Genomic DNA, 13146 nt, shown 5'->3' with positions numbered 1-13146 from the left:
AAAACTGGCCGTTTCATATAGGCCAGATTCCGGCTATCTCCGCAGCGAGAACGGAGACACGCCATGTACATCCCGCCCGCCTTCAAGGACGACGACATCGAGAGCATCCGCGCGACCATCCGCGGCGCCCGGCTCGCCAGCCTGGTGACGGCCACCGCCGAGGGCCCGGTCGCCACGCCCCTGCCGCTCTTCCTCGACGAGAGCGAAGGCGAGCACGGCGTGCTCTATGGGCATGTCGCCAGGGCTAACCCGCAATGGAAGCTGCCGCCGATCGGCGATGCGCTCGCCATCTTCAACGGCCCCGACGCCTATGTGACGCCGTCCTGGTATGCGACCAAGCAGGAGACCGGCAAGGTGGTGCCGACCTGGAATTACGTCGCCGTGCATGCCTATGGCCCGGTCGAATTCTTCCAGGAACCGGAGCGTTTGCTCGACGCCGTGACGCGGCTGACGAACAGGCACGAAGGCGCGCGCGCCAAGCCGTGGGGCGTCAGTGACGCCCCCGCCGATTTCATCGCCGCGCAATTGCGCGGGATCGTGGGCGTGCGCATCCCCGTGGTGCGGTTCGAAGGCAAGCGCAAGATGAGCCAGAACCGGCCCGAGGTCGATCGGGTCGGCGTCGCGCAGGGTCTCGCCGCAAGCGAGGACCACGGCGATCGCGAGGTCGCAGCGCTGATCCCGCTGCCAACCTGAGTCAGCTTGCGCAGGAATGCGCGGTGACGCGCTCGCCCCTGACAACGGCTTCCGCCAGTTTGCGCCCGACGTCACCGAAATCCGATAGGGCAAGATAGCCTTGCGCGTAGGCTTCCTGCGTCAGGCGTTCGAGGCGCTTGTCGTCTCCGGTCGACCATTGCTTGGCGATGTAGTCTGCCCCGGCTTTCCCGAAAATCTTGGGGTAGTGTTCCATGTCGTTCTGACGACGATAATAGTAGTAGTCGATATGGGCGACGAATTGCTTCCGCCCCTCTCCCGCGCAACGCGATCCATAAGGGCGCTCGAACGCCAGAGCGGTCTCGCGGCGCAAGCCAGCGCGACCGTCCACGAAGATCTCTTCGTTGGAGCCATAACCCGGACCATCGACCGGTGCTGCTGGTTGCTGGGCTGTCTTCTGCGGAGCGAATGCCCAGGCGGCGACCTGCCAGATGACAAGCGCCCAGACGATGAACCAGGCGCGGCTCATTTGAAGCTCGCCGACACCTGCTGCCGTGGCAGGCATACCGGCGACGGATCAAACAACATACCAGGCCCGGTGAACCAGAGAACGACGTCGCGGATATCCTCCGGGAAGTCTTCCTTGACGATGCCCTTTTGTTTGAACGCCTCGGCCAGCTGCGCCTTGACGCGAACGTCGAGCGGCGTGGAATACGCGGCGTTCGCCCGATCGCGCTTCTCTTCACTGCAGAACATGCCCATTCTCGGATTTGGGCAGTCGTAGATCTTCACCCAGCCCCGCGCATAGGCCTCCGTAGCCGCCCTCAGGTTCGCCTTCATGGTGTCGTCGCACGGCGACATCGCGTAAGCGGTGCTTGCCTGCAATGCGTCCATCCGCAGTGCGTCTTGCTTCGGGTCCTTGTCGCTTTGCAGGGTGTGCTCCGCTTCCCAATCCTTCCGCTGCTTGGCCTTTGAATGCTCATCGCCGAACGAGGAACTGAGCGTGGGCCTCAATTCACCGACCAGCGAAACGTGCGACACCGGAAATCCGCGCATCGCCCAGGAGACGCCCACGAACGTGGAGACGAACGCCATGCAGGTAAAAAGAACAAATCGGCTCATGATGCGCACTCAAAATTCGCGCGCAACCTAACCGTGTCGGCGTTAAGAGATGGATTAATGCGCGGGTTCCCGCAATGCAGGGTAAATGAACGTCTAAAACACCCCGCAGAAATGATCCGGACTTTGCAGAACACATCGCCTGGAACCCAACACAGGCGATCTTGTTGGTGAACCTTACGCCACATCCCGACAGGAAGGCCGCATGTGCCGCTGGATCGCATACCGGGGCGAGATGACCTCGTTCGAACCTTATGTCACCGAGCCCGAGCATTCGCTGATCGCGCAGAGCATCCGCTCGCTGCAGTCGACGGCCGGCTCGAACGGCGACGGCTTTGGTCTCGGCTGGTATGGCGAGCATCCGGAGCCCGGCCTTTACCGCGAGACCCGTCCGGCCTGGTCGGACGAAAACCTGCGCTACCTCTGCCGCCATCTGCGCTCGCATCTGTTCTTCGCCCATGTGCGCGCCGCCACCGGCACGGCGGTGACGCGGCAGAATTGTCATCCGTTCGCCTGCGGCCAGTGGATGTTCATGCACAACGGCTTCGTCGGCAGCTGGAATCGCCTGCGGCGCAAGGTCGAGGCGCTGATCCCCGATGCCTACTACCCCTCGCGGCTGGGCACGACCGATTCGGAAGCCGTGTTCCTCGCCATGATGGGCGCGGGACTCGACAGCGATCCCCTTGGCGCAACGCAAACCGTGCTGCAATCGCTCGTCGGCCTGGTCAACGAGGGCGAGCTTCGTGAGCGCCTGCGTTTCACCAGCGCGATCGCAAACGGCCGGGATCTCTATGCGTTTCGCGTCGCGGTCAACGATGCCGCCAACACGCTCTATTATCGCGAGGCCAGCGGCGGCCAGGTCGTCGTCGTGTCCGAGCCGTTCGACAAGGAAACGGACTGGACGGAAGTGCCGCCGAATCACGCGCTGGTCGCGCGCGCGTCCGAAAACGTGAAAATTGTTCCGTTCGACCTTGCAATTTCCAGTGGGTCAGACGCGGAACCGGCCCGTGTCAGGCGGATTATTGCCCGCAGGTAATACCACTGCCGGGTGGCCCTATGACATTTGCTTCGGATGTTTTGAAACTGCTGCGCCTCGATTCCTCCGATGACAAGCAGCACCTCGTCATCCGCTCTGCCGGCGGACGCGGCAAGGCGGCTGAATATTCCTTCGGCATCGAGGAGGAGTACTTCCTCGCCGATCGCCGCAGCCTCGAGGTCGCGATCGAAACGCCCAACGCCCTGTTCGAGTCGGTGAACTGGTCCACCGGCGGCCAGGCGATGCGGGAGATGCTGCAATCCCAGCTCGAGGTCGCCACCAACGTTCACGTCGATGTCAATGACGCCCGGGAAGAGCTGCGGTTCCTCCGCCGCGAGGTCGCCAACGTCGCTGCGCAATACGGCTTCGTCATCATGGCCTGCGGCACGCATCCGACCGCGGTCTGGCGCATGTCGCAGCCGAGCCCGAAGCCGCGCTACGAGGAGATGATCGAGGATCTGCGCAGCATCGGCCACCGCAACATGATGTGCGGCATGCATGTGCACGTCCAGCTGCCCGATCCCGAGAAGCGGATGGCGGTGATGCGGGCGATGCTGCCGCATCTGCCGCTGTTCATCGCGCTGTCGGCCTCCTCCCCGTTCTGGAATTCCCACAAGACCGGGCTGAAGGGCTACCGGCTTGCCGCCTATTCCGAGCTGCCGCGCACCGGCTTGCCCGAACTGTTCGAAACCAGGCACGACTACGACGAATATGTCGGCGCGCTGCAACGCTCCGGCGTGATTCCCGACGAGAGCCATATCTGGTGGGCGATGCGACCGTCCATGAGGCATCCGACCCTCGAGCTTCGCGCGCCCGACACCTGCACTTTCATCGACGACGCCGTTGCCATCGCCTCGCTCTATCGCTGCCTGACGCGCCATCTTTATCTGCGGCCGCATCGATCGAAGGAGGTCACGGTGGTCGAACGCGCGATTGCGGTCGAGAACAAATGGCGGGCGCAGCGCTACGGCACCGATTGCATCTTTGCCTCGAAGGACGGGCCGGTCACCATCTCGGAGCAGCTCGCCCGGATCATCGACGACGTCGCCGGGGACGCAGCCGCGCTGAACTGCGCCGCCGAGGTCGAGCACTGCCGGACCATCGTGGAGCGTGGCAGCTCGGCGGAGTTCCAGCTTCGTGCCTATCGCGAGAATGCGGAGGACATCGGGGCGGTCTCGCGCTGGATCGCAGCCTCGACGATCTCGGGCGCGAGCGCTCCGATCGGAAGCGTTCGTGCGCCGTCATAGCGCCCGCGCAAGCTTGGCGAACGACAATGTCGCTCCTGAATTCGGTGATCGTGGAGGAACGCGTGAATCGCGTCACGTCTTGCGCTGGCTGCGGCCACGGACTTGTACCGCTGCTTTCGGCCAAGGGCCGCGCGGAGCTCAGCTGCCTCTGGTGCGAAGGCATCGACGCGCGAACGGTGGACATGGCGAAGTGGGCGGACAGCCCGATCGGCAAGCCCGAGCGGATCACCCGTCAGCCGTTCGAATGAGCGGTTTCACATGGCCAGCCGCCGGCCTTTGCTGATCGACGCGACCTGCGCGGCTGCACGCCTGCGCCGGGGCTTGCCGACAAATTAGACAAACCGCGCCCCGTCGTCGGGGTTGCGGGCTCGGCGATGAGGCCCAGGCAAGCCAGCCTAACGCGCCGTCTAACCTCAGGTGCAATCTCGATTTTTCATCGCGCCGTGCGGGGCCACCGGGCCCGCGCATCGCGCTGCATCTCGACTGGCCCAGAATTCGCAAGGCAGCGTCAGGCCTGATTCCCTGCTCCCACGAATTGGCGCAGCAAGATGCGTGCGCCCGGAGACCGGATGAGCGGTAAAGATCGGAGAGTGCCATGAACGTGCATGCCGCCGGCGATCTCAAATTTACCGGCCTCACCCATCCGAACGGCGCGCCGCTACGCCTCAACGCCCAGGATTTCGTGGCGATCGATCGCGACAGGAATGCCAGGTTCGAGCCGACGTACCGGCCGCAAGCCCTCTACAACCGCGCGAACGAGGGCTTCCACGCCAATAACGAAACCTTCCTCCTGCACGAAGTCGCGACGAACCTCCCGATCTACCGCCCGGACACCGGCCCCACCGATTTCCATCTTCATCTTCCGCCGGGCGGCTTTCAGCTCGTGCTGGTCACCTCGGGCGCCTTCACCTTCGACTACGACGGGCGCTTCTACAATGTCGGCCCCGGCGCGGTGATGCTGCAAAGCGCGATCGTCCACCGCCAGCTGTTCTACACCTGGTCGGGACTGTCGACCGAAGAAAACCTGAAGACGCCGCAGACCGTGGTGCCCGACCCGATCTCGATGGGCTACTCCGGCAAATTCCTCGAAGCCTTCGTGACCGATCCGACGACCTTTCCGAACCCGACCATCGTCGGTCCGGACCAGATCAACGAGGCCGAGACGCCGCGCGTGGCCTGGAGCCACCCGCTGCACAACCGGCCGGCCGACGCAGGCTTCTGGCTTCAAGATCCACTCGCGCTGGATGCGTTGTTCAAGCCACTCGTCGACGGTCCGATCAAATCGGCCTTGCCGGTGTACGTGCGCGACATCGGCATCGAAGTGCCGAGCGGCCATCTCGTCACCGGCCACATCATCGCAACCGACCCGCGTGGCCAGTCGCTGCTGCCGAAGAGCACGTCGGCAGCCGCGGACGCCAGCTGTTTCGCCAAGGGCGAAATCGCAATCTACCGTGTCATTCGCGGCACGGCTGAATTCAAGAACAAGGCCGGTGAGACGTTTGAGCTTGCGGCTGGCGATGTGGTGACGGCGGGAAAGAGCTCGATAAACCTCGTCGGCCTCGGCGAGAACACGCAAGTCCTCCGGCTCGGTCTTCTGAAGGGCATGAACGACCTTCGCAGCTGGACGCCGACCCAACGCGACGAGATCGATGGCCTCGCTAGTCAAATCATCACGCAGAAGGACATCCGTCCCCTGCGCACCGAGGGCAAGCCGGTCGGGTATCTGTACGCGTAGCCGCGCAAAAAAGACGGCCCGCCGGAGCGGGCCGTCGCGATCTCATTCGGCGCAATGATCTTTAGCGAACTGATCCACCGTAGAGCTGCCGCTCCTTGCGAACTTCGTCCGCACCGTAGGGCTTGCTGGCGGGATCGAACGACTTCCATCCGGTCTTCTGCCAGGCGGCGCTGCGGTCACGCAAATTGACCGACGACTCGTTCAGGACTGCGTCAAGGCGGGATCGATCGGCATCTGCGACCCGCGCCGACACCAGCGTGCCTCCCCGACGCACGCCCTCGGCGTAGGAGTCCGCATCTTCCCGCGAAATGCCGGCCTCAGTCATCGCTCCGACGACACCGCCGGTTGCGGCTCCGGCGGCCGCGCCGACCGCGGTCGCGGCGAGCCAACCGGCCGCAACGACGGGTCCGAGGCCGGGGATTGCGAGGAGGCCGAGACCGGCGAGAAGGCCGGCAGTGCCACCCACGCCCGCACCGATGCCGGCGCCCTTGCCGGCACCTTCGGCGCGATCGTCGACGCCATCGCGGTCACGGTCCACCTTCTTGTCGGTGTTGAACCAGCTGTCCGAATTATTGGCGACGATGCTGATGTCCGAATGCGGCACGCCGGCAGCTTCGAGACGCTGAACCGCCTGCTGCCCAGTGCTGTAGTTGTCGTAAAGACGAGAAATTGTAACGGTCATTGTGTGTCCTTCTTATTTGCTTAATGGCTTACTTGGCCGAATTGACGTTGCCTTGAAAGTCGACGCTGACCGCGGTGGCAGATCCACCCTTGCTGGCATGGCCGCGCCAAACACCGTTGTCGTCCTTCTTCAGTTCGGTGACGTTGGCGTAGCCGGCATCCTCGATCTTCGACTTGGCTTGTCCTTCGGTAAAACTGTTGCGACCTGCGACAGGAGCGTCGGAGTTGTTTTGCCCCGCGCTGTTGACCGCGCTGTTGTTCGGTCCGGACTGCGCCGGTGGATTTTGCGCCGAGGCCGGAGCAGCTGCGAAGGCGGTGGCCGCCGCGAGTAAAGAAACGCAAACGATAAGCGATGGGCGCTTCATGATGGTCTCCAGTGTCTAAGGAGTGATCCAAGCCCCCATCAGAGCTTTAGTTCCTACGTCTCGCGCTGTGACATCTCCTTCACGCTCAGGTTCTGAAGAATATCATCCACGTCATCACCATGAGGATGACTGCAAGTCCCACACTCACACCCAGCAGCATCAACACGCTGGGACCGAGCTCGCCTTGGCGCGCTTCGAGCGCAGTCTCAACGATGCGGCCGCTCTTGTCTCGATCCATGTCATCTGGTCCTTGCATTCCGGGGAAAGGTCGACCGGTTGCCTGCGTCAGACCCGGCAGTGCTGCCCACGCCAAATCGTCCATGGATCTCAATCGGACCCTTGGTGGTTCGTTACTATTGGCAAACGGTGAAAGCTCGGGCTCGAGATCTGCGCTGGCTATCCAGGCAAGCGGCGTCCCGGAGCGGTCAGACAGGAGTTGATATCGGCAGCCATCTTGTTCCGGTGTGCCTTGCTCAGCAGCGCATCCCGCGCTGGGCCGGGTTCAAGGTGCGAGGCCTCTTCACGCAGCCTCAGTGCATCAGCTGCGAGACGCTCGGCAAGTGAATCCGCCTGACGCACGCGATTGCGCTTCTCATTCATGACGAACGCCCCTGCGTTGGCATCGGAATCAAATCAGCGCTTTGCGGCTGCGGTCGCGAGACCGGCGGCGTCGCGCCATCGAGCCACTCCTGCGTCTCCGCGAGAGCGAGCCAGGCATCGCCCATGCTCCTGAACCGCTTGCGCGCCGCGTCGTTGGCAGCGGTGTCTTCCAGCGTCAGGCAGTGCCCGGCATTCTGCCGAAGATGCTCGGACTGGCTCAATTGGATATCAGTGCTGCTCGTGGCATCGGCAGAGGTCTGCCAGGAGTTCTTGCACACAGGGCACCGCCACTGATTGACGAAGTTCCCGGTGGGCAAGTAGGTCGCATGCAAGGGAGCCGCCACTATTCGCCCGCAGGCGGTACAGCCGTTGGGCCGTTGTGACGGGGATTGCTGTGTCTCGTCCTGAACCGCTTTCGCGCTCCAGCGGCGATCGAACTTGCGGCAGAGATGCAGGGGATAGGAGATAACGTTCAATGCGCGCCTCCGGTTGTGGCGGGAGCGCGGCAGCGTCTCTCTGTCACCGGCGCCTGTCATGTCTGTGCGGGTGATATCCTGGATATGGTGTCGCAAATGACATTCACCAGTGCGCGGTCCCGAGAAACCACGCCTTTGCCTCCGATCTACGTCAATGGCCGACTGCGGGCTGCATCCATTGGATTAGGAACATCTCTCCATCGGATTAGGAACATCTCTCCGTCCCTCCTGTTGCGTCTGCACGACATGATCCGTGAATGCGCATGCCGGGAGGTCCGGACCAGCACTGTTCCGGGTCCCAAGAAGGCGAAATCGATCCCTGCTCGATGGTGCTGATCCGGTCTCCGAACCGCACCCGCGACGCACGGAAATCTCCTCCAGCAAGAATCCGGCGCCATCGCGGTCGTGATGCGACCAAGGGCGTCAATGCGGAAGCGTCCCTTCCCCACTCTCCAACAGCTGGCCGCGGTCAGCGAAAGTGTCACATGCGCATACTGAAAAAACGTTCGCCATCTTTGGCGGCCACGGCCCTTCATGCTCTCGCAGAACATCCCTTGGCCTCCACGATTGCCGCGACGGCCGGCCTGCTCGCAGCGGCCGCGTTCGTCAATCGGCGCCTTGCCGACAAGGCGCAGCGTGATAATCCGCCCCAAGGGCGGTTCATCGACATCGACGGTGTTCGGCTGCACTATGTCGAGCGCGGGTCCGGACGCCCGCTGGTTCTGCTCCATGGCAATGGCAGCATGATCCAGGATTTCGAGTCGAGTGGCCTGATCGATCTTGCAGCCAAGGACTATCGGGTCATCGTGTTCGACCGTCCCGGCTTCGGGCACAGTCTGAGGCCGCGCAACGTGGTGTGGACGCCGGCCGCCCAAGCCGACCTTTTCAAAGACGCGCTTGCGCACCTTGGCGTCGACAAGGCGATCGTGCTCGGACATTCCTGGGGCGCATCGGTTGCGATCGCCCTGGCAAGCAGGCACCCCTCATTGGTCGAAGCCTTGATACTGGCGTCGGGCTATTATTTCCCGACGGCCCGCACCGACGCGATGATGGCGATGGCCGGGCCGGCGATACCAGGGTTTGGCGACATCCTCAGTCACACGATCTCGCCGATCCTCAGCCGCCTGATGTGGCCGACGATGCTGCGGCAGCTGTTCGGGCCCAAATCCGTCCCGGAAAAATTCGACGGCTTCCCCAAATCACTGGCGGTGCGTCCGTCGCAGCTTCGTGCGGGTGCCGCGGAAGCGGCGTTGATGGTCCCTTCTGCGATGCTGTCGGCGAAGACTTACGGCGAATTGGCCATGCCGGTCACCATCCTGGCCGGCGAGGACGACCGCCTCATCGACATCGACGAACAGTCCGGCAGGCTGCATGACGAGATCAAGCACAGCAAGATGCGTCGCGTCCCGAATGCGGGTCACATGATCCAGCAATCGGATACGGCTGACCTGATGGCCGCTGTCGACGAAGCCGCGGCGGAAACGCTGCATTGAGCCACCTGATTCTCCCGAGAAGCATCTGGTCGCGGCACGATCCGAATTAGGAACGTCCAACACAGCGCTCAGTTGGCCCCGGTATCTCCTGTAGTCAAAGGTCTTTCCATGTATCATCACGTCAAAAAGCTCATGTTCACAGTCCGGGTCGACGAGCCCGATCCCCGGTTCGGCAATATGCTGCTGGAGCAATTCGGTGGCGCCAACGGCGAGCTTGCGGCCGCCATGCAGTATTCCATTCAGGGTCTCAATTGCGAGGATCCTGACCGTAAGGATCTCCTCATGGATATTGGAACCGAGGAGTTGAGCCACCTTGAGGTCGTCGGATCGCTCGCGCGCCTGCACTTGAAGCCCATGAAGTTCGATCGCGAAGCGGCGGAAGCCGATCCCTTGATCGCGATTGCCGGAGGCGGCGGCGTCAATCTGTTCAACTCGCAAGGCAGTGCCTGGACGGCGGATTATCTCAAGATCACCGGAGAACTCGACGTCGATCTGCGCAGCAACATCGCCGCAGAAGCTCGGGCCAAGATCGTCTATGAGCGCCTGATCAATTTCTGTGATGACGCCGGCACCAAAGACGCCTTGCAATTCCTGATGACACGGGAAATTACCCACATGAAGGCGTTCTCACGCGCGCTGGAAAGCATGAACAAGCCCGCGTTCAGCATCGGCCGCATCGCTCCGACGCCCGGTCTCGTGAACCAGTTCTTCAACGATTCGACAGGGTCCGGCGACAATGGCGAAATCGACACCAGAGGTCCCTGGAATGAAGGCGAGGACTGGGTTTTCATGGAATCACCGGCACTCCAGAACGGCGATCCCGGTGCGGCGCCTTCCATCGTTGCCGAGAGCTCGCCATCGGAACCGTCCGTTGGCCTTGACGACCTGCTGATCGATCAGCTGCGGGATCTCCTGCACGCGGAGAAGCAGTTGACCAAGGCATTGCCTCAGATGATCGAGGCTGCCCGCTACGACCAGCTCTCTGAGCTGTTCACAGTTCACCTGGCCGAAACCGAAGCGCAGATCGAGCGTCTCGACGAGTGCTTCGAACTTCTCGGGAAGAAGCCGCGCGCCAAGGCTTGCAAGGGCATGCAGGGGCTTGTCGAGGAAGGCGACGAAGTGATCAAGGAGGGCGCCAGGAAGGACGATGCCGCCGCGGATCTCGCGTTGATCGGTGCGGCACAGCGTGTCGAGCATTACGAGATTGCCGGCTATGCGACCGCCCGCAACCTGGCGCAGCAGTTGCGTCACACCGCCGTCGTCGCGCTGCTTTCCAAGAATCTCGCCGAGGAAGAGAACGCGGATCAGTTGCTCAATCAGGTCGCACGTTCGTTGATGTCGGTTGCGAAGATGCCCGCCGCCATCGAGCAGACCTTCGCCGAGGATGAGCCCGCCGGAGGCTAGGTCGGCCTTGAACCATTGACCACAAGGCAACGCGGCCCCTGCAGGGGCCGCTGCGCCACCACAGCCGGAAAGGATCTCGCATGCCCCCGAAGATCAAAGAACATACCTGCCCGCTGTGCAATGGAACCGGCTTTCCCAAATCCAAGGAGCCAACGCACCCGGGTCGCAAGATCTATCCAGTCAAATGCGAGTCCTGCCAAGGCAAGGGCAAGATATCGGAGATGACGTGACGTGATCTCAGTGCTTTGAGGTCGCGCTAAAGGCCGGTCCTACTCCGCCGCCTGCCGTACATGCCGCGCCGTCGGCGTGCGCATGGTGACGAGCTCTTCGGCCGCGGTCGGATGCAGCGCGATCGTCGCGTCGAAGTCGGCCTTGGTCGCCTTCATCTTCACCGCGATCGCGACCACCTGGGTGACCTCGGCGGCGCAATCGCCGACGATGTGGCAGCCGAGCACGCGGTCGGTCGAGCCATCGACGACGAGCTTCATCAGCACGCGGGTGTCGCGGCCCGACATCGTCGCCTTGATCGGCCGGAACGTCGTCTTGTAGATGTCGACGTGGCTGAATTGCGCACGCGCCTCGGTCTCCGTCAGACCGACCGTGCCGACCTCCGGCTGCGAGAACACCGCGGTCGGAATGTAGGAATGATCGACCTGCACCTCGCGCTTGCCGAACACGGTGTCGGCAAACGCATGCCCCTCGCGGATCGCAACCGGCGTCAGATTGTGCCGGTGGGTGACATCGCCGATCGCATAGATGTTGTCGACCGAGCTCTTCGAAAAATGGTCCACCGCGATGCCACCATTCTCGGGGTTGATGGCGACGCCGGCCTTCTCCAGGCCGAGATTGGCGACCGACGGATGGCGGCCGATCGCGAACATCACTTGGTCGGAAGCAAGGCTCGAGCCGTTCGACAGATGCGTGGTAAATTCCTCGCCGTGCCGATCGACCTTCGCCACCGTGCAGCCGGTGAGAATGGTGATGCCCTGCTTCTCCATCTCGCTGCGGACGTGGGCGCGAACGTCCTCGTCGAAACCGCGCAGGATGTTGTCGCCGCGATAGATCACGGTGACGTCGGAGCCGTAGCCGGCGAAGATGCCGGCGAATTCCAGCGCGATATAGCCGCCGCCCTGGATCACGATCCGCTTCGGCAGCTTCTTCAGATGAAACGCCTCGTTGGAGGAGATCACGTGCTCGATGCCGGGGATCGAGGCGCCGTGGTTGGGCGCGCCGCCGGTGGCGATCAGGATGTATTTTGCGCTGATCTTCCGGTCGTTCTCGAGCAGGCGGACGGTGTGCTTGTCCTCGATCACCGCGCGACTCTTGACGACCTGCGCGCCCGACTTCTCGACATTCGTCGTGTAGGCCGCTTCCAGCCGCGCGATCTCCTTGTCCTTGTTGGCGATCAGCGTCGGCCAGTCGAAGGTCGCGGGCGGAACGGTCCAGCCGAAACCAGCGGCATCTTCCAGCTCGTGACGGACATGCGATCCGATCACGAACAGCTTCTTCGGCACGCAGCCGCGGATCACGCAGGTCCCGCCCATGCGGTACTCTTCCGCGATCATCACGCGCGCGCCGTGACCGGCCGCGATGCGGGCGGCACGCACGCCGCCCGAGCCGCCACCGATGACAAAGAGGTCGACGTCGAATTCAGCCATTGTCCACTCCGACCTCTTCTTTCAGCGCATGATCCGGAGACGTGTGCAGCGGTTCTCCGATAGGACCATGCGCAAATAACATCCTAAAGCGCGATGACGCGCTTTAGGGATTTCTGATCAGATAGGTACTGTCAGATTTCCTTGCCACGCTTGCGCATCTCGGCACGGAAGGCACCCATCACGGTCTCGGAGAAGTTCTGGGCCCAGGAGTTCATGAAGGCCATGCTCAGGCCGATGGCGCGCGGCTCGGCGTCGATCAGCTTCTTGCCCAGCGGCGACTTGTAGAAGGTGACGAGGTCCTTCAGTTCCTGCTCGGTGAACTCGCTGGCATAGATCTGCGCCATGCCTTCGCCGATCTCGTTCTGGCGGCCGTTGAGCTGCTGGGCCACGATCGGCGCGACCTCGCTGAGCTCCTTCTGGTAGTTGAGATTCTGCTGGATCAGCGTGATCTTGGTCTTCTCGACCATGCCAGGCACGGCGCCCTGATACATCGCGGTGGCGTTCTTGATCTGCAGGATCTCCTTGGCCGCCGCGATCGCCGCAGGCGAGGCTTTCGGCGGGGCGGGCGCGGGAGCAGCCTTCTGGGCCGGCGCGGCCTGCTGCGCGATCGCCGGGACCGCCAAGACGGCCAGTCCAGCAGCAAGCGTCGCGGCCGGCAAGAATCTCAATACGCTCTTCATT

General features: G+C 62.8%; 16 protein-coding genes. 7 read left to right on the top strand and 9 right to left on the bottom strand.

The annotated features are described in order from the left end of the window. Positions 1-63 precede the first annotated feature (63 nt). Complete coding sequence (locus tag AB7245_RS18350) at positions 64-693, top strand: FMN-binding negative transcriptional regulator (RefSeq protein WP_439034560.1); 630 nt, start codon at positions 64-66, stop codon at positions 691-693. Position 694: 1 nt separating this feature from the next. Here AB7245_RS18350 and AB7245_RS18345 read toward each other — a convergent pair whose 3' ends face one another. After that, complete coding sequence (locus tag AB7245_RS18345) at positions 695-1180, bottom strand: hypothetical protein (protein WP_439034559.1); 486 nt, start codon at positions 1178-1180, stop codon at positions 695-697. Next, positions 1177-1773 (bottom strand): hypothetical protein, encoded by a 597-nt coding sequence (locus tag AB7245_RS18340; protein ID WP_439034558.1) that lies wholly within the window; start codon positions 1771-1773, stop codon positions 1177-1179. Before AB7245_RS18340 ends, AB7245_RS18345 begins: the two co-directional genes overlap by 4 nt. Before the next feature lie 202 nt (positions 1774-1975). Between AB7245_RS18340 and AB7245_RS18335 the strand changes: the two genes are divergently transcribed. The 4 genes from AB7245_RS18335 to AB7245_RS18320 all read left to right on the top strand — a co-directional run bounded on the left by AB7245_RS18335 (position 1976) and on the right by AB7245_RS18320 (position 5788). Further along, positions 1976-2806 (top strand): class II glutamine amidotransferase, encoded by an 831-nt coding sequence (locus AB7245_RS18335; protein ID WP_439034557.1) that lies wholly within the window; start codon positions 1976-1978, stop codon positions 2804-2806. 20 nt (positions 2807-2826) lie between these two features. Continuing rightward, positions 2827-4053, top strand: coding sequence for a carboxylate-amine ligase (locus tag AB7245_RS18330; protein ID WP_439034556.1), 1227 nt, complete (start codon positions 2827-2829; stop codon positions 4051-4053). Between the two features lie 26 nt (positions 4054-4079). Then, positions 4080-4301: a hypothetical protein gene (locus AB7245_RS18325; protein WP_175618061.1), complete on the top strand. Its 222-nt coding sequence runs from the start codon at positions 4080-4082 to the stop codon at positions 4299-4301. Positions 4302-4648: 347 nt separating this feature from the next. Beyond that, complete coding sequence (locus AB7245_RS18320; RefSeq protein ID WP_439034555.1) at positions 4649-5788, top strand: hypothetical protein; 1140 nt, start codon at positions 4649-4651, stop codon at positions 5786-5788. A gap of 61 nt (positions 5789-5849) precedes the next feature. Here AB7245_RS18320 and AB7245_RS18315 read toward each other — a convergent pair whose 3' ends face one another. The 5 genes from AB7245_RS18315 to AB7245_RS18295 form a co-directional block, all read right to left on the bottom strand. Next, complete coding sequence (locus AB7245_RS18315) at positions 5850-6470, bottom strand: hypothetical protein (RefSeq protein WP_071915165.1); 621 nt, start codon at positions 6468-6470, stop codon at positions 5850-5852. Positions 6471-6498: 28 nt separating this feature from the next. Further along, positions 6499-6834, bottom strand: a complete 336-nt coding sequence (locus AB7245_RS18310) for a hypothetical protein (protein ID WP_439034554.1) — start codon at positions 6832-6834, stop codon at positions 6499-6501. 85 nt (positions 6835-6919) lie between these two features. Further along, entirely contained in the window at positions 6920-7156 is a 237-nt protein-coding gene (locus tag AB7245_RS18305; protein ID WP_259266565.1) for a hypothetical protein, read from the bottom strand. 74 nt (positions 7157-7230) lie between these two features. Then, positions 7231-7434, bottom strand: a complete 204-nt coding sequence (locus AB7245_RS18300) for a hypothetical protein (RefSeq protein WP_259257953.1) — start codon at positions 7432-7434, stop codon at positions 7231-7233. Continuing rightward, positions 7431-7910 (bottom strand): hypothetical protein, encoded by a 480-nt coding sequence (locus tag AB7245_RS18295; protein WP_439034553.1) that lies wholly within the window; start codon positions 7908-7910, stop codon positions 7431-7433. Before AB7245_RS18295 ends, AB7245_RS18300 begins: the two co-directional genes overlap by 4 nt. Positions 7911-8395: 485 nt before the next feature. Here AB7245_RS18295 and AB7245_RS18290 point away from each other — a divergent pair, with 485 nt between their 5' ends. Further along, entirely contained in the window at positions 8396-9403 is a 1008-nt protein-coding gene (locus tag AB7245_RS18290) for an alpha/beta fold hydrolase (protein ID WP_063984018.1), read from the top strand. A 108-nt stretch (positions 9404-9511) separates the two neighbouring features. Further along, positions 9512-10807, top strand: a complete 1296-nt coding sequence (locus AB7245_RS18285) for a DUF892 family protein (RefSeq protein WP_439034552.1) — start codon at positions 9512-9514, stop codon at positions 10805-10807. A gap of 269 nt (positions 10808-11076) precedes the next feature. On the opposite strand, the gene gor is transcribed toward AB7245_RS18285, so the two are convergent. Together gor and AB7245_RS18275 are read right to left on the bottom strand one after the other, a co-directional pair. Beyond that, entirely contained in the window at positions 11077-12465 is a 1389-nt protein-coding gene (gene gor, locus AB7245_RS18280) for a glutathione-disulfide reductase (protein WP_439034551.1), read from the bottom strand. Positions 12466-12596: 131 nt separating this feature from the next. After that, entirely contained in the window at positions 12597-13145 is a 549-nt protein-coding gene (locus AB7245_RS18275) for a DUF2059 domain-containing protein (protein WP_063984021.1), read from the bottom strand. Position 13146 lies beyond the last annotated feature (1 nt).

The organism is Bradyrhizobium sp. 604_D8_N2_3 (genome assembly GCF_051810765.1).
Lineage (GTDB): Bacteria > Pseudomonadota > Alphaproteobacteria > Rhizobiales > Xanthobacteraceae > Bradyrhizobium > Bradyrhizobium barranii.
Note: the sequence above shows the minus strand (reverse complement) of the source record. Positions and strands in the feature narration are given on the sequence as shown.

Coding starts and splice junctions, on each gene's coding strand:
- AB7245_RS18285 (WP_439034552.1), top strand. CDS start 9,512: ATGTATCATCACGTCAAAAAGCTCATGTTCACAGTCCGGGTCGACGAG.
- AB7245_RS18340 (WP_439034558.1), bottom strand. CDS start 1,773: ATGAGCCGATTTGTTCTTTTTACCTGCATGGCGTTCGTCTCCACGTTC.
- AB7245_RS18300 (WP_259257953.1), bottom strand. CDS start 7,434: ATGAATGAGAAGCGCAATCGCGTGCGTCAGGCGGATTCACTTGCCGAG.
- AB7245_RS18310 (WP_439034554.1), bottom strand. CDS start 6,834: ATGAAGCGCCCATCGCTTATCGTTTGCGTTTCTTTACTCGCGGCGGCC.
- AB7245_RS18290 (WP_063984018.1), top strand. CDS start 8,396: ATGCGCATACTGAAAAAACGTTCGCCATCTTTGGCGGCCACGGCCCTT.
- AB7245_RS18335 (WP_439034557.1), top strand. CDS start 1,976: ATGTGCCGCTGGATCGCATACCGGGGCGAGATGACCTCGTTCGAACCT.
- AB7245_RS18315 (WP_071915165.1), bottom strand. CDS start 6,470: ATGACCGTTACAATTTCTCGTCTTTACGACAACTACAGCACTGGGCAG.
- AB7245_RS18320 (WP_439034555.1), top strand. CDS start 4,649: ATGAACGTGCATGCCGCCGGCGATCTCAAATTTACCGGCCTCACCCAT.
- AB7245_RS18275 (WP_063984021.1), bottom strand. CDS start 13,145: ATGAAGAGCGTATTGAGATTCTTGCCGGCCGCGACGCTTGCTGCTGGA.
- AB7245_RS18350 (WP_439034560.1), top strand. CDS start 64: ATGTACATCCCGCCCGCCTTCAAGGACGACGACATCGAGAGCATCCGC.
- AB7245_RS18305 (WP_259266565.1), bottom strand. CDS start 7,156: ATGGACGATTTGGCGTGGGCAGCACTGCCGGGTCTGACGCAGGCAACC.
- gor (WP_439034551.1), bottom strand. CDS start 12,465: ATGGCTGAATTCGACGTCGACCTCTTTGTCATCGGTGGCGGCTCGGGC.
- AB7245_RS18330 (WP_439034556.1), top strand. CDS start 2,827: ATGACATTTGCTTCGGATGTTTTGAAACTGCTGCGCCTCGATTCCTCC.
- AB7245_RS18345 (WP_439034559.1), bottom strand. CDS start 1,180: ATGAGCCGCGCCTGGTTCATCGTCTGGGCGCTTGTCATCTGGCAGGTC.
- AB7245_RS18325 (WP_175618061.1), top strand. CDS start 4,080: ATGTCGCTCCTGAATTCGGTGATCGTGGAGGAACGCGTGAATCGCGTC.